Raw genomic sequence first — 14,128 nt, 5'->3', positions numbered from 1 at the left:
ATCTTCAAAAAATATTAAACATTAACCGGTAGTTCCGATGTCAGCGCGGGTTGCATAACACCCAGGGAAATAATGTATTTCAACGCTTCATCAATAGACATCCCTATTTCCACAGCGTCCTTTTTAGGTACCATCATCAAAAAACCCGAAGTCGGATTCGGCGTTGTCGGTACAAAAACCGACAGCATTTCATCTTCCGTATGGGCAAACAATTCCTTCCCGGGCGAGCCTGTCAGGAATGCCAGGCTCCATAACCCTTCTCTGGGATACTGGATGAGCAATACTTTACGAAACGCCTGGCTGTTTGTAGAAAAAATCGCTTGTATCACTTGTTTCGACGCGTTGTAAATGGATCGTACCAGGGGAATTTTGGCAAGGATCGACTCACCCCAGCCAAATATCCGTTGGCCCAGAATATTGGTAGCTATGATACCGGTTCCAATCAGGAGTACAAACGAGAATATCACGCCTAAGCCGGGGATTTTTGTGCCCAACAGCTGTTGCGGTTGATAAGCGGCTGGTAACAACGCAAAGGTGCTATCAAGAATATCAATGATAAACCGCAAAACGACAAATGTGACTACAATCGGCAGCCAGACAACCAGGCCGGCAAATAAATAGCTGCGGATGGATTTGGATTTCAATCGTTTTCACCTTTGCTGCTTGACGTTTGGGATCCCGACGCGTTATCCCCCGTGCTTTTTTTCTCGCCGGACCCGGATTTTTTCTCCGTTGCATCGACAGGTTTGCCCTTGTTTTTGAAATCAGTGGCGTACCAGCCGCTGCCTTTCAATTGAAACCCTGCTGCGGAAACCAGCCGTATAGCCGTTTCTTCAAAACATTTTGGACATTGTTTTGCCGGCGGCTCACTAATTTTTTGCATTAAATCAAAGTGATGATGGCAATTTGTACACTGGTATTCATAAATTGGCATCAAAGGATCTCCAATGTTAATTTGTTATGGTGACGGATAAAATGACTTGTCATATCAATCAGGAAACAGACGGTTATGCTTTTTTAAAATACATAACGACAAATTATAACGAACATCTTGGATTCTAACAATCTTATAAAGGTATTTACCTTTAAAAAAACACTATAAAACAAATTTTTATCTTGAATATTGCTATCCCGAACACAGTGCGAACTTGCATAGAGTTACAAATTGTTTACTGAACAAAAACATAGCGACTATATTTTTTGCAGCCGTCATGAAGCCGAAATGCGGGACAACGTTTACTTGGGCGCCCGCCTGTTTCCCCTGCCGCAATATTGGAGCATGAAACCCGCAATACGGCCGCAGGCCTCCTTACGGCTACAAAAAAGGGGAGACAATAAGTTGTCAGCAAGCCTGGAGCATACTTTGTTCGCTCAAGCCCGTCACCTTCCCTTTATAGGGAATCGTAGCCAGGCGAGGCATGTTCATTTTTGTTGTGATAATGGAGAGATTTTCCTTCAGGTACAGCATATTGTTATCAAGACAATTGGCAATCCATCCCGCGCATTCTATTTGGTTCGCGCGTAACACTTCGGCCGTCATCAAAGCGTGATTAATACATCCAAGACGCATACCGACCACCACTATAACCGGAATAGCCGTTTGCCGCAGAAAATCTACCCAGGTTTCCTCCTCGTTAAAGGGAACCAGAAGCCCGCCAGCACCCTCTATAAGCATTATGTCGTTATTTTGAAATGGTTCGGAATTACAGAAGCGGATAATATCCCCGGTGGTGATTAGGGTCCCTGCTTCTTTTGCCGCAATATGGGGTGAGACAGGCGGTTTAAACGACCATTTATTAATATTCAGGGTTTGGTTGCGATTATTCTCCTGAATCAATAAAGCGTCCTCGCTGTAGAGTTGGCCGTTTTGTTCCACACAGCCTGTGGCAACAGGTTTTAATCCGATGGCTTTGTTCTGGCGTTGGTTCAGAGTATCAAGCAGGGAACAGGTGGCATAGGTTTTACCACAATCGGTATCGGTGCCGGTAATAAAAAATCGCTTCATAATAAAAATTGCTCAAGTAAGTGTGTAAAATCCTGCTGATGAGAGAGAAAAGGCATATGTGCCGCCTTGGGGAACATAACCAGATTAAAATCCGGATAACGTTGCCGCATGGCGGTTATCGTTGTGCGGGGTACGATGGAGTCCAGTCGTCCAAATACAAAAACAACCGGTTGTTTGATCTCATCCAGAGCTGCCCTTAAGTCCCATTGCGCAATAATTTGCAATCCGAGTTTTAATCCGTTCGGAGAGGCCTTGTGCCCGCTTGGTAATAACAAGGAATTATTCCCGGTTTGCAAACGGACAAAATCCCTGATGGTTTGTTGCGGATCACGCATCAGGTTGGCGAGAAAACCGTCAAATATTTTTTTTTCAATACCCGGCCATTGCGGCGTTCGGATAAAACAGGGTGTGGAGGCCGTAATGAGCAGACGAGTCACTCGCACAGGTTCTTCTGCAGCCAGTCTCATGGCATATAGTCCGCCCATTGACCAACCGGTAACGGCGAATCTGGCAGGCAGCTTTTGCAACAAATGCTCCTTGAAACATTCCCAACCCATAATATCGCTGGCGCCAAAGCCCGGCATGTCAACAAGATAAAGGGTATATCGCTGTTCCAGCAAGCCGGCGAGATGGTTCCAGACGCTGTGATCAAATCCCCAACCATGGAAAAACACTAATGCCGGACCCTGCCCCTTAATGTGTAAATGTAGCGTCATGGATGACATGCAGTTGCCTGAATAAATAATCAATATCTTTTTGGTCGTGGTGGTAGTTTAAAACGACCCTCAAGCCTGTTTGTTGCGCCGAAACGGTTGGAACACGAACGGCTTGGCAAACAATGGACTTCGCTTGTAACAATTGAGCATATTTTACCGCCAGATACGGGCAACCCAGGATTAAATACTGGATTGCCGTTTTGGAACGGCACCATTTTAAAGGCGATAATCGCACCTGTTCAGAAAAATAATGAACCAAATCCTGTAATTTTCGTCGACGATCATCGGCATCATATAAAAAATAAAAAGAGTGCCTAAGTCCGTATGTCAATGCCGGACTAATTGCTGTGGAATAAATATAGGAACGTGCGTATTGTGTTAACGCGTCGATCCATACCTGATGTCCGGCGATTACTGCGCCCTGCCCTGCAAACGCTTTGCCAAAGGGAATAATCCTTAGCGGGATCTCTTCTTGTGATAGCCGATACCGTTGCACAAGACCCAGTCCATGATCACCGATCAGACCAAAGGAATGTGCTTCATCCACCATACAGAGCGCATCATAGGGTTTGCCCAGCATCAGAATGTCATTCAGAGGAGCTTGTTGCCCCCCCATACTGAAAACACCTTCGGTAATAATGATCGGATTTGATGGCGCGCACTTTAGTTTTTGAGCCAGGGTGATCATATTATTGTGGGCGTATCGAGTATATGGCACTTGAGCCAGTTTAATCCCGTCATAAAAGGACGCATGGCTTCCCTTATCCAGTATTAAATGTGCCCCGGTCTGGGCTAAAACCGCCATCAGACCGAGATTTGCGGCGTATCCCGAACTGAACAGAATAGCGTCATCAACCTGAAGAGCCCGGGCTATGTCCTGTTCAAAATCACGATGGATCCGGTGATAACCGCAAATCACCGGGGAGCCGCCGCTACCCGAGGGATATTTTGCATAACCTTCCCGATAGGCTCGCTTGATTTTTTCCTCGGTCGCAAGTGACAAATAATCATTACTGGAGAAGTTGACCATACCCGGTTCGGAGGTTACGCCTCGCTTGCGATGCAACCCCTGATCATGCAACGCTTTTATTTTAGCGGCGAGAATGTCTTCACGTTTATTCAAGAAAACGCTTCCAGACCAAGATTGGCGAACAGTTCCCTGTCTTTTTCCCGTTGCGGATTGTCTTCCGTTAATAATTTATCGCCTATAAATACGGAATTAGCCCCGGCATAATAACAAAGCGCCTGTAATTCATCGCTCATTTCCGTTCGTCCGGCGGTCAGTCTTATTGTGCTTTTCGGCATTAAAACCCGGGCTGTCGCAATGGTTCGCACCAGCTCAATGCCTTCAACTGGTTGCGCCCTGGCCAGGGGTGTGCCTTCTACCGGTATCAGGCGATTGATGGGCACGCTTTCAGGGGGTGTTTCCATATTCGCCAGGGTCATGAGAAACTCAATCCGATCGTCACGGGTTTCACCAAGCCCCAAAATACCGCCGCAACAGACATTGATACCTGCCTGACGCACCTGTTCAAGCGTATCTAACCGATCCTGAAATGTTCTTGTTGTTGCGACTTTTTCATAATAGGACGGTGAGGTATCTATATTGTGATTGTAATAATCAAGACCGGCGTCCTTGAGCGCTTTTGCCTGCTCGCTGCTCAGCATGCCCAGTGTCATGCAGGTTTCCAGGCCCATTTCCTTCACCCCTGCAATCATAGCCTGTATCTCGGGCATGGCTTTCTCGGGAGGACAGCGCCATGCAGCTCCCATACAAAACCGTTTGGCGCCGCCTTCCATGGCTTCTCTGGCTTTGGCTAATACTTGCTCCACCGACATCAGTTTCTCTTTTTCCACATGGGTTTTATGGTGTCCGCTTTGTGAGCAATAGCCACAATCCTCTGGGCAGGCGCCGGTTTTTATACTGAGCAAGGTTGCGACCTGTAACGTATTTGCCGGATGGTGCTCACGGTGAATCTGATGGGCGCTGTGGAGTAAATCATTAAAAGGTTGCGTATAAATTGTCAGAATGTCATTAAAAGTCCAGCCTGCCTGTGGTTTATTCATGAAGATTCTCTTTGTTTTTATATTGGCGAACATGATAAAGTGGCGCCATTTATTGTCAACCAAAATTATGATTATGGTTAACGTGACTGATGTTATTCGTAAGGACTTGAAGCATATCTGGCATCCCTGTATGCAAATGAAGGATTTTGAAGCCTGTCCGCCGCTGGTCGTTTATGAGGCCAAAGGCAGCCATCTTTATACCGATCGGGGATGTCTGATTGATGGCATATCAAGCTGGTGGTGCAAATCACTGGGGCATGGTCATCCGGCTATTAAGGCGGCAATCCAGAAGCAACTCGAATCGTTTGAACAGGTCATTGCAGCCAACACGACGCATCCTGTATTAGCCGATCTTGGGGAAAAACTGGCACAAATCAGCGGAAAACAGCACGTTTTTTTTGCCAGCGACGGCTCCTGTGCCGTTGAAATAGCAATGAAAATGGCCTTGCATGCCAAACAGTTGCAGGGACAACGGCAACGTAGCGAATTTATCGCGCTGCAAAACAGTTATCATGGAGAGACATTGGCAACAATGAGTGTCAGTGATCTGGGTATTTATAAAAAGCCATATATCGATTATGGGGTAACCTGCCATTTTCTCAACGATATACCCTACATCAACACAACCGGCGATTCCCTATGGCGTGACTGCTCACCCGTCTGGAACGACATCGTCATGCAGCTGGAAAAGGTGAAACATCGTTGTTGCGCCATTTTGGTTGAGCCGCTTGTGCAAGGCGCCGGTGGTATGTTGTGTTACAGTGCGGATTTTTTATCAAGACTGTCGCAATGGGCCAGGCAAAACGACATCTTTCTGATTGCCGATGAAATCATGACCGGTATGGGACGAACCGGCCATTGGCTGGCTTGTCAGCACGCCGGTGTCACAGCCGATTTTATTTGTCTGTCCAAGGGATTGACAGCCGGGGCGTTACCAATGAGTTGTGTGCTTGTTGATCATGATATCTTTACCTGCTTTTACGACGATTATGAAAAAGGTAAATCCTTTCTCCACTCCCACACTCATAGCGGGAACGCCCTGGCGGTCAGCGCCGCGCTTGCCACAATTCAGGTTATGGACGATGAATCGCTAAATAACAGGGCAATCAAACTGGGTGAGTTGATGTACAACCAGATGAACGATATCGCGAATTTGTCCGGCAAGCTGCAAAATATTCGTTCGCTCGGTGCCGTAGTGGCCGCCGATATGGTGGAATGGAACAGCAAACGGCTCGGTTATGAATTCTACCAGGCATCCCTGAGGCATGGCGCGTTACTGCGTCCAATAGGCAATACCCTTTACTGGCTTCCTCCTTTGACGACGGATGATAAAACCATTATGCAATTGGCGGAAATCACTTTAAACTCACTTTATGATGTTTATAAATAACCACACCTGTCATGACACATTTCAGCGGACGAACCGGTGTTCACAAGATATTACCCGTAATATGGGGTACGCTATCTCTTTTTATTCTTTTTCTGGCTATTTTTTATGAATGGCAGTCTTACCGTGAACGGCAGATAAATAAAATAACCCGGATTGCGGAAAAGCAGGCTTTTCAATTTGATGAATTTATTGAAAATCTTGTGCAATTAAATTTTGCCCTGACCTTCACAGACCGACAATTCAGGCAATGCCAGTCGAACTTATTACCACAGTTACAGGAGCTTCTGTTTAACAATCCAACGTTATCGGCCATTGATGTAACCCATCATCAGGATAAACGCTCCTGTTCAACGTCTGATTTTCAATCGCCGATTTTTTCCAACAAACCGGCGCCTCATATCCATGGCCCGTTTGAACCGGCCGGGAAGACACAATCGTTTTATTTATTGCAAAACCGCATAGGAACGTATCTTCATACGCTTTATATTTTGAAACAGGTCATTGATGAGGCGTTATCATCGGGGATCCGAAGCGGATTTCAAAGGATTGCGTTGTATGACGTGACTCATAGGAAAATCATCTGGGCAACGGGTGAAAAATCCAATGAAACGCCTGATGGCAAGGATATGTCCAATCAAACGAATTTGATTCAAGTGCCGTTACAAACACTGGACGATTTACAGTTATTATTTACTCCCAATCCACCCAAATATCACATTGATTTTTTTTATCAGGAAATCATAATCATTTTGACGTTGATTTTTTTGTCGGTTATCGTCTATCTCGCGTTACGTCGCTTTTTAAATAAACGCCTGTCTTTGAGTTACGCTATTACGAACAGTCTTAAACAAAACCATTTTGCCCCCATTTATCAGCCGATTATGGATATGGTTAACAACAGGGTTTGCGGGGTTGAGGTGTTGGTACGGTGGCAAATCGCTTCCGATAAAATAGTCATGCCTGATTTTTTTATTGAGGAGGCGGAGGCAACGGGTTTGATTATTCCTATTACAACCCAGCTTATCGAAAAAGCGTTTTCACAATGCCGCACTTTGTTAACAGACAATCCGCAGTTTCATCTGGCAGTCAATGTTTCGGCCAATCATTTTCGTGACATTAATTTTATTAATGAGTTTTACCGGCTTTGTGACAAGTACCATATTTTACCGCAACAGATTGTTCTTGAATTAACGGAAAGACAACTTTTTGATAAAGATGATTTAACGAGTATTTCATTCATGAACGAATTGCGGGATAAAGGATTTTCTCTTGCGATTGACGATTTTGGCACGGGCCATGCCAGTATTAATTATTTGAGACATCTTCCTTTTAATTATTTAAAAATTGATAAAATATTTATACAAGCCATTGGCACCGGCGCCATAACCGAAACATTGAATCAGGCTATTATCAATATGGCTAATTCGTTAAATATCGCTATTATTGCAGAAGGGGTCGAAACTCTGGAACAATACAATTATCTCAAGCAGCAGAATGTCGATTATATTCAGGGCTGGTATTTTGCCAAGGCAATGAATATTGAGCAATTAACCGAATTTATGCAGGAGCAAGCATGATGAGCGTTGGCGCCAGGATGAGGTTTTTTTTCTTTTTTCTTTTGATTATTCCGGTAGTTCATGCCGACACGCCCGGACCCTCGGGTAATTATTGGCAATGTATCACCGAAGACAGCACCAATAAAAGGTGGGTTGCCCAAAGCGTTTATCAGTTAACGGCCATTAACAAGGCATTTGACCATTGTAAAAAAAACAGCGCTTATCCCAACACCTGTAAAGCGTCCAAAGCCAATTGCGAATATTTTATCCTTGGCCGCACAACCCGGCCTATGTGGCAATGCACCGCATTGGATTTTCATGCCAATCCCTGGAACAGCAACCTGTACAGAACGATGGATGACGCGGCTCTTGCCGCAAAAGCCTATTGCCTGGATAACAGTTCCGTGCCTGCAACCTGTTATATCAACATGATCACATGCAAAAATTTAAACAAGCCGGATTAAAACCATGTTTTGTATTGGATTGACTGGCAATATCGCCAGCGGGAAATCAACCGCGATCAAACACTTTCAATCACTGGGGATTCCGGTCATCGTTGCTGACGATGTGGCGAGAGAAATAACGGCTCGGGGACAACCGGTTCTGGAAGAGATCAAACGTCGCATTGGCCCATCCGTGATTACTGCTCAGGGTGATCTTGATCGAGGGAAGTTAAGGCGTATTATAGTTTCAGATGAAAAACAACGTCTTTGGCTGGAAAACCTGCTTCATCCCCTCATCAGACAACGGATTGAACAAAAAATATCTGAAGTTAAGGGCCCATATTGCGTTATTGAAATACCCTTGTTGTTAAACAAGGAGGATTACTCCTATCTGAATCGTATTCTTGCCATCCTGGTTGATGATAAGACATTAATTGCGCGAGTCATGAGCCGTGATCAACATTCCCGGGATTTTGCTGCGGCTATTTTGGCTCTTCAGCCTGATGAAAACGCTCGCCGCAGAATTGCTGACGATATCATTGAAAACAATGGTAGCGTTGAGGAATTTAAAAAGGCTATTAATGGACTTCACCAACAATATTTGCACTATTCAAGTCAATACTGATAATTATTTCATCATTTTTGACGGGTCGATCAAAAATACTTGTATAAAACGCTGCTTATCTATTACTATTCTTAGTAAGTAAAGGCTAAGGGAATAGCATTTTTTATGTCAAAGGACATCATAACATTTCAACTAGCTACCCATTTTTTGCCAAAAATAGCATTGCGACTGGAATGTCTCTACGAAACGGTCAACCAGGCATGCGAGGAAGAGCACCCTGTCATTCATCACTATGCTTTAAAAAATATTATCGAGATAATTAAACTTGTTGAAAAGCCCGAGCTTAGAAGCCGCTTCCTCAAGGAATTCATGCGCATCGAGCACGCCCTGAATAAAACCAATACCAGAATTGAAACGGAATTATATGATAATCTTTATACTCAAATACAGGTATTGACGAATGTGGCGGGCCAGTTTGGCGGGAAAATACATCAGGATCCCTTTTTACAATCTATAAGACTTACACAGCCCGGATACAACAATGATTGTGAAATGTACTCCCCACAGCTCTTGTTATGGCTGGAATCCCAACCGGCCGCCAGACAGAAGGACTTGCTGTTTTGGCTTGATTATTTACATCCTCTCCATACAACCGTATATTTTTATTTGCATCTTTTAAGAGATACGGCGCAGTTTGATAAAATTGATATGTTCAATGGTTTTTATCAACGGTCATTGCCGACGAAAGCATCCTGTCATCTTATATTGTTGCGCATAGATAAAGCGTTTGGAATGATACCAAGAATGCAGCTTGGTCATCATGGTTTGAGTGTCAGGCTTTGTGACGCGTCGACTTTAAGGGAAATTCGAGAAACGGACGCCAGGCTCGATTTGGGTATTTGTCAGTTATAAATCAGCTCGTTAATACCGACATATACGCTATACTTAGCAGCAAGCAAGGGAAACTGGAAGAAAAGAGATATGAGAGCTCTTTTTTCGTTAATACTGATCGTTCTTAGATTAAGTCATTTTTTGCTCTGGGTCTTGATCCTTTTATGTCTGTTCGGGATGATCAAGCCCTATATCAAGAATATTTCCTCGTACACTTATCTGCAACCGATTGTCAAAGTAGAAAATACAATTAATATAGCCGTAAAAAAAACCATCCCCACGACTATCGCGGATAAAGACGCTTCAAGAATCATTACGATAGCGGTGCTGTTATTTATTTCCATATATATTTCCCACCTCATAGCAGGCCCACTGCAAAAATTCAAAGCTAGAATCAAATTACGGGAATATCGAAAAAAAGCCGTGACAGCGCCACAAAAAATACTAATTTCCCAGATAGAGGAACAATTGGACAGTTCCGTTAATTTTAAGGCGAAAAACAGGCAGGAATTATTGAAGGATTTTGTCAGGCTTAAGAAAGAACTGGAAAAATCCGGACGTACCCTATCGTTTTTATCTATTGATGTGGTGGATTCCACCGGGATGAAGCAAGATGAGGATCCGGTTATTGTTGAAAATGATTTTAATCAATATCATGATTATATTAACCAGAAATTTAAGGAGCATGGCTATATCAAGGCGGCATGGACACCAGACGGCGTAATGGCATGCTTTAACACGACCGAACAAGCTATCAGTGCCGCGAAAGACATTATTCTCGGTCTTGTCCATTTCAATAAATCGGTCAAAATGATGCAAAATGATTTCCATGTTCGATGCGGTATTAATACCGGTTTTGTTTATTATGATTTGTCCACTCCTTTAGAGGAGTTTAGCGATCGTGTCATTGATATCGCCGGCCACATGCAAAAACACGCGCCTGTTGATTCGGTTCTTGTCGCAAAAGAAATCATCAAACCTATTAAATCCTCTGATGTATTTCGTAAATCAGACAGCATGGTAGATGGATTGGAAGTATTCGAGTGGCGATCGTCACGCAAATAACCATTGATGCGTTCATTTTCGTTTGAAAAAAATTTATTCAATGAACCAGCTACGAATTCAGGATATAAGAGAACTCTAATCCTCCCAGTGATTGACGCCGGATGTTTGCACCATTGAGCGAATAAATTCCCGATGTTTTTCCAGTTCCCGCTGATCCGGTTTAATGACTGGTGTGTTGCTATGCAGGGATTCAACAATCAACTGGTCGTGATTGACAGGGGAACCGGAAGAGATGTGTAATTCTTCATCAAACAATTGCGCTTGCCCGCCGGTCATGGCCAGATAAACGGATGCCAGTATTTCCGCATCCAGCAAGGCTCCGTGCAAGGTCCGGTTGGAATTATCAATTTCGTATCGTTTGCAGAGCGCATCCAGACTGTTACGCTGGCCCGGATGTTTTTCACGGGCGAGAACCAGGGTATCACATACCGTGCATAACTCCTGAAACGGTTTTGGCCAGTTGATTAGATTTAATTCCGCTTCCAGAAATCCGACATCGAACGGCGCGTTATGTATAATCAGTTCTGCATCCCTGATAAACGCTATAAACTCTTCAGCGATGGCTGCAAACAGAGGCTTGTCCTTCAAAAACTCGGTACTGATGCCATGCACACGAAAAGCGCCCTCTTCCACGTCACGTTGCGGATTCAGGTAGACGTGATAATGATTACCGGTCAATTTTCGATCAATTAATTCAACGCAACCAATTTCAATAATACGGTGACCGAGTTGTGGGCCAATACCTGTTGTCTCAGTATCCAATACAATTTGTCGCATATCCTGCCTTAATGATTCATCATTTCTTCAATAGCCTGATTGGCCAACTCATCGGCTTTCTCGTTTTCGGGATGTCCGGCATGCCCTTTAATCCAATGCCAGCGGATCCGATGCAGTCCGGCCAACTCATCGAGTTTTTGCCAGAGATCCGCGTTTTTAACCGGCTCTCTTTTTGAGTTGCGCCAACCTTTTTTTTTCCAGCCGGCCAGCCACTCGGTCATTCCCTGTCGTAAATATTGGGAATCGGTATATATATCAACGTCACAGGATCGTTTTAGCGCTTCCAGCGACTTGATTGCCGCAGTTAACTCCATGCGGTTGTTGGTGGTATGTGTTTCGCTGCCATACAGGGTTTTTTCTTGTCCCTGATAACGCAGCAAGGCGCCCCAACCACCTGGGCCGGGATTGCCCTTGCACGCGCCATCAGTAAATATTTCAACGATCATAAGAACAAATCCGGATAGAGTTCACGATTCGGGTCAATAGCATACGTGGAAAAATCTCGCTGGCCAGCATTCCTTAAAACCTCTTCGTCAATAAAAAAATTGCCCGTGACCTCACGGGAAGGCTGGGTAAGGATCCAAAATGCGGCATCCGCAACAATTTCCGGCTTTCTACTGGCTTTGTAAATGTCTTCGGGAAAATGAACGCGTATAGCATCCGTGCCAATCGTTGTTTTCGGCCACAGGGAATTTACGCCAATACCGACTGATTTTAATTCTTCAGCCAACCCTAACGTACAAAGACTCATCCCCATTTTGCTTATCGTATAAGCCAGATGCTCTGCGTACCATTTTTTCTCAAGACTCAATGGCGGTGATAAGGTTAAAATATGAGGGTTTGAGGATTTTTCAAGGTAAGGGATGGCGGCTTGTGAACAGGCGAACGTGGCACGAGTGTTAACGGCCTGCATCAAATCATAACGTTTCATGGGTGTAGACAATGTATCAGTCAGGCTGATGGCACTGGCGTTATTGATAAGGACGTCCAGTTGCCCGAATTCCGCAATGGTTTTTTCAATGGCTACTGTAATTTGCTGTTCGTCACGGACATCCACGACCAATGGCAAGGCATGCCCTCCCAACGCCACAATCTCGGCCGCGACACTGTGAATAGTACCTGCCAGTTTCGGGTGCGGCGTATCCGTTTTAGCGGCCACAACGATGGCGGCGTTTTCACGGGCAAATTTGTGGGCAATCGCTCGACCTATTCCCCGGCTCGCGCCGCTTATAAAAAGAACTTTACTCATTATCGTTATTTCTCCCTGAGCTTGATTCCGGCAAAAAAATGAAGGAAAGAACGCATTAATTTACCATAAGGCGGGTAAAGAAAGGTAATTAACGCCAGTTTTCGTTTGATTAGCACCGGTTTTAATTTTGAAAACGTATCGAACCCTTCTCGCCCATGATACTGGCCCATACCACTATGCCCTACGCCGCCAAAAGGTAAATCATCAACCGCCACGTGGATTAAACTGTCATTCACGGTTAATGCGCCCGATAAAACCTGATATTGGAGCGTTTGCAATTCTTCCCGGTCGTTTCCGAAATAATAGACGGCAAGAGGGTTGGGATGGTCGTTAATGTACTTGACCGCCTCATTGATTGACTGATAGGAAAGTACAGGGAGTATCGGTCCGAAAATTTCTTCCTGCATCACTTTCATGGATTCATTGACATCAAATAACAGATAGAAAGGTATTTTCTGAGCATTGTCGTTCGGCTCGCCAATCGTAACAACCCGGGCGCCCTTTTGACGGGCATCCTCAACCAGTTGCAGTAATCTTTCTTTATGTTGCTCATTAATGATGCTGCTGTAATCCTGGTTCGATGGCAGATTCGGATAATGTCTGTTTATAAAATCATGCAATTCCCGCTCTAACTGAGACTCCTGTCCCGCGGGGATATACAAATAATCAGGAGCGATACAGGTTTGACCCGCGTTAAATAATTTACCCATAAACAACCGGTTATAATATTGTTTATCCATTGTTTTTGAAACGATGGCGGGGGATTTCCCGCCAAGCTCCAGAGTAACAGGTGTTAAATGTTCACTGGCAGCCGCCATAACCGATTTGCCAACGGCCGTTGACCCGGTAAATAACAAATGTCCGAAAGGCAAACGAGCAAATTCTCTGGACACGGAAACATCGCCGCCTGTAACACGGATCATACGATGATCGTCAAATAAACTCTGTAACGCCTCTGTGGTTTTCGGGGTTAGCTCGGACATTTTTATCATCACCCGGTTCCCGGCGGCAAGCGCATAGATGGCCGGTATAATGGACAGGAACACCGGATAATTCCAGGGCACCATAATCCCCACGACCCCTAAAGGCTGTGGGATCAGATACGCTTTACCCGGTAAAAAATGCCAGGACAGTTTTCTCTTTCTTTTTCTGGTCCATTGATTCAAATGCGCCAGACAATAATCTATGGATTTAAGGGTAGGATAAATTTCCAGAAACAGGGATTCAATTTGAGCGCGGTGTGAAAAATCGGAATTCATGGCGTCGGCTAACGCAACAGCCTTTTCCCGGATCCTTTTTTTCAGTGCCTTTAAAACGTCGCGTCGTTCCCTCACGGACAGATAAGGGGTTTGATAATAATCCTTCTGCAGTTCTTCAAAGGTGTCTTGTAATAACATAATCTAT

The 14,128-nt window shown here is 44.6% G+C and carries 16 protein-coding genes; 6 read left to right on the top strand and 10 right to left on the bottom strand.

The features are described from left to right. Positions 1-14: 14 nt before the first annotated feature. From CKW05_RS07665 to bioB, 6 genes are all read right to left on the bottom strand, one after another. Complete coding sequence (locus tag CKW05_RS07665) at positions 15-644, bottom strand: DUF502 domain-containing protein (protein WP_058483504.1); 630 nt, start codon at positions 642-644, stop codon at positions 15-17. Further along, positions 641-934 (bottom strand): FmdB family zinc ribbon protein, encoded by a 294-nt coding sequence (locus tag CKW05_RS07660; RefSeq protein WP_058483503.1) that lies wholly within the window; start codon positions 932-934, stop codon positions 641-643. The genes CKW05_RS07665 and CKW05_RS07660 overlap by 4 nt, the downstream gene beginning before the upstream one ends. Positions 935-1,342: 408 nt before the next feature. Next, entirely contained in the window at positions 1,343-2,005 is a 663-nt protein-coding gene (bioD, locus tag CKW05_RS07655) for a dethiobiotin synthase (RefSeq protein ID WP_058483502.1), read from the bottom strand. Continuing rightward, positions 2,002-2,721, bottom strand: a complete 720-nt coding sequence (locus tag CKW05_RS07650) for an alpha/beta fold hydrolase (RefSeq protein WP_058483580.1) — start codon at positions 2,719-2,721, stop codon at positions 2,002-2,004. The genes bioD and CKW05_RS07650 overlap by 4 nt, the downstream gene beginning before the upstream one ends. Beyond that, complete coding sequence (locus CKW05_RS07645; RefSeq protein ID WP_058483501.1) at positions 2,699-3,844, bottom strand: aminotransferase class I/II-fold pyridoxal phosphate-dependent enzyme; 1,146 nt, start codon at positions 3,842-3,844, stop codon at positions 2,699-2,701. Before CKW05_RS07645 ends, CKW05_RS07650 begins: the two co-directional genes overlap by 23 nt. Next, complete coding sequence (bioB, locus tag CKW05_RS07640) at positions 3,841-4,788, bottom strand: biotin synthase BioB (RefSeq protein WP_058483500.1); 948 nt, start codon at positions 4,786-4,788, stop codon at positions 3,841-3,843. The genes CKW05_RS07645 and bioB overlap by 4 nt, the downstream gene beginning before the upstream one ends. A gap of 73 nt (positions 4,789-4,861) precedes the next feature. Here bioB and bioA point away from each other — a divergent pair, with 73 nt between their 5' ends. The 6 genes from bioA to CKW05_RS07610 all read left to right on the top strand — a co-directional run bounded on the left by bioA (position 4,862) and on the right by CKW05_RS07610 (position 10,698). Next, the gene (gene bioA / locus CKW05_RS07635; RefSeq protein ID WP_058483579.1) at positions 4,862-6,178 is read left to right on the top strand and encodes an adenosylmethionine--8-amino-7-oxononanoate transaminase; all 1,317 of its coding nucleotides are present in this window, start codon (positions 4,862-4,864) and stop codon (positions 6,176-6,178) included. Between the two features lie 11 nt (positions 6,179-6,189). After that, positions 6,190-7,755 carry an EAL domain-containing protein gene (locus CKW05_RS07630; RefSeq protein WP_058483499.1) on the top strand — a complete coding sequence of 522 codons (1,566 nt, stop codon included), beginning with the start codon at positions 6,190-6,192 and terminating at the stop codon, positions 7,753-7,755. After that, the gene (locus tag CKW05_RS07625; RefSeq protein ID WP_231950405.1) at positions 7,752-8,198 is read left to right on the top strand and encodes a hypothetical protein; all 447 of its coding nucleotides are present in this window, start codon (positions 7,752-7,754) and stop codon (positions 8,196-8,198) included. Before CKW05_RS07630 ends, CKW05_RS07625 begins: the two co-directional genes overlap by 4 nt. Before the next feature lie 4 nt (positions 8,199-8,202). After that, positions 8,203-8,802, top strand: a complete 600-nt coding sequence (gene coaE, locus CKW05_RS07620; protein WP_058483498.1) for a dephospho-CoA kinase — start codon at positions 8,203-8,205, stop codon at positions 8,800-8,802. Between the two features lie 105 nt (positions 8,803-8,907). Continuing rightward, complete coding sequence (gene zapD, locus CKW05_RS07615) at positions 8,908-9,654, top strand: cell division protein ZapD (RefSeq protein ID WP_058483497.1); 747 nt, start codon at positions 8,908-8,910, stop codon at positions 9,652-9,654. A gap of 69 nt (positions 9,655-9,723) precedes the next feature. Beyond that, positions 9,724-10,698: an adenylate/guanylate cyclase domain-containing protein gene (locus CKW05_RS07610; protein ID WP_058483496.1), complete on the top strand. Its 975-nt coding sequence runs from the start codon at positions 9,724-9,726 to the stop codon at positions 10,696-10,698. 75 nt (positions 10,699-10,773) lie between these two features. Here the strand turns inward: CKW05_RS07610 and dnaQ are convergent, their stop codons facing one another. The 4 genes from dnaQ to CKW05_RS07590 are packed head-to-tail and all read right to left on the bottom strand — an operon-like array spanning position 10,774 to position 14,121. Further along, positions 10,774-11,475, bottom strand: a complete 702-nt coding sequence (dnaQ, locus tag CKW05_RS07605) for a DNA polymerase III subunit epsilon (RefSeq protein ID WP_058483495.1) — start codon at positions 11,473-11,475, stop codon at positions 10,774-10,776. Between the two features lie 8 nt (positions 11,476-11,483). Continuing rightward, on the bottom strand, positions 11,484-11,921 hold the full coding sequence (gene rnhA / locus CKW05_RS07600; protein WP_058483494.1) for a ribonuclease HI: 438 nt from the start codon (positions 11,919-11,921) through the stop codon (positions 11,484-11,486). Beyond that, positions 11,918-12,724, bottom strand: coding sequence for an SDR family oxidoreductase (locus tag CKW05_RS07595; protein WP_058483493.1), 807 nt, complete (start codon positions 12,722-12,724; stop codon positions 11,918-11,920). The genes rnhA and CKW05_RS07595 overlap by 4 nt, the downstream gene beginning before the upstream one ends. Before the next feature lie 5 nt (positions 12,725-12,729). Further along, positions 12,730-14,121, bottom strand: coding sequence for a coniferyl aldehyde dehydrogenase (locus CKW05_RS07590; RefSeq protein ID WP_058483492.1), 1,392 nt, complete (start codon positions 14,119-14,121; stop codon positions 12,730-12,732). Between the last annotated feature and the right edge of the window lie 7 nt (positions 14,122-14,128).

Origin of the sequence: Legionella spiritensis (assembly GCF_900186965.1) — a bacterium.
Classification (GTDB): Bacteria; Pseudomonadota; Gammaproteobacteria; order Legionellales; family Legionellaceae; genus Legionella_C; species Legionella_C spiritensis.
Note: the sequence above shows the minus strand (reverse complement) of the source record. Positions and strands in the feature narration are given on the sequence as shown.

Bases quoted from the DNA above. Each gene is read 5' to 3' on its own strand.
- CKW05_RS07660 (WP_058483503.1), bottom strand. From the start codon at position 934: ATGCCAATTTATGAATACCAGTGTACAAATTGCCATCATCACTTTGAT.
- bioD (WP_058483502.1), bottom strand. From the start codon at position 2,005: ATGAAGCGATTTTTTATTACCGGCACCGATACCGATTGTGGTAAAACC.
- CKW05_RS07650 (WP_058483580.1), bottom strand. From the start codon at position 2,721: ATGACGCTACATTTACACATTAAGGGGCAGGGTCCGGCATTAGTGTTT.
- bioB (WP_058483500.1), bottom strand. From the start codon at position 4,788: ATGAATAAACCACAGGCAGGCTGGACTTTTAATGACATTCTGACAATT.
- bioA (WP_058483579.1), top strand. From the start codon at position 4,862: ATGGTTAACGTGACTGATGTTATTCGTAAGGACTTGAAGCATATCTGG.
- CKW05_RS07630 (WP_058483499.1), top strand. From the start codon at position 6,190: ATGACACATTTCAGCGGACGAACCGGTGTTCACAAGATATTACCCGTA.
- CKW05_RS07625 (WP_231950405.1), top strand. From the start codon at position 7,752: ATGATGAGCGTTGGCGCCAGGATGAGGTTTTTTTTCTTTTTTCTTTTG.
- coaE (WP_058483498.1), top strand. From the start codon at position 8,203: ATGTTTTGTATTGGATTGACTGGCAATATCGCCAGCGGGAAATCAACC.
- zapD (WP_058483497.1), top strand. From the start codon at position 8,908: ATGTCAAAGGACATCATAACATTTCAACTAGCTACCCATTTTTTGCCA.
- CKW05_RS07610 (WP_058483496.1), top strand. From the start codon at position 9,724: ATGAGAGCTCTTTTTTCGTTAATACTGATCGTTCTTAGATTAAGTCAT.
- dnaQ (WP_058483495.1), bottom strand. From the start codon at position 11,475: ATGCGACAAATTGTATTGGATACTGAGACAACAGGTATTGGCCCACAA.
- rnhA (WP_058483494.1), bottom strand. From the start codon at position 11,921: ATGATCGTTGAAATATTTACTGATGGCGCGTGCAAGGGCAATCCCGGC.
- CKW05_RS07595 (WP_058483493.1), bottom strand. From the start codon at position 12,724: ATGAGTAAAGTTCTTTTTATAAGCGGCGCGAGCCGGGGAATAGGTCGA.
- CKW05_RS07590 (WP_058483492.1), bottom strand. From the start codon at position 14,121: ATGTTATTACAAGACACCTTTGAAGAACTGCAGAAGGATTATTATCAA.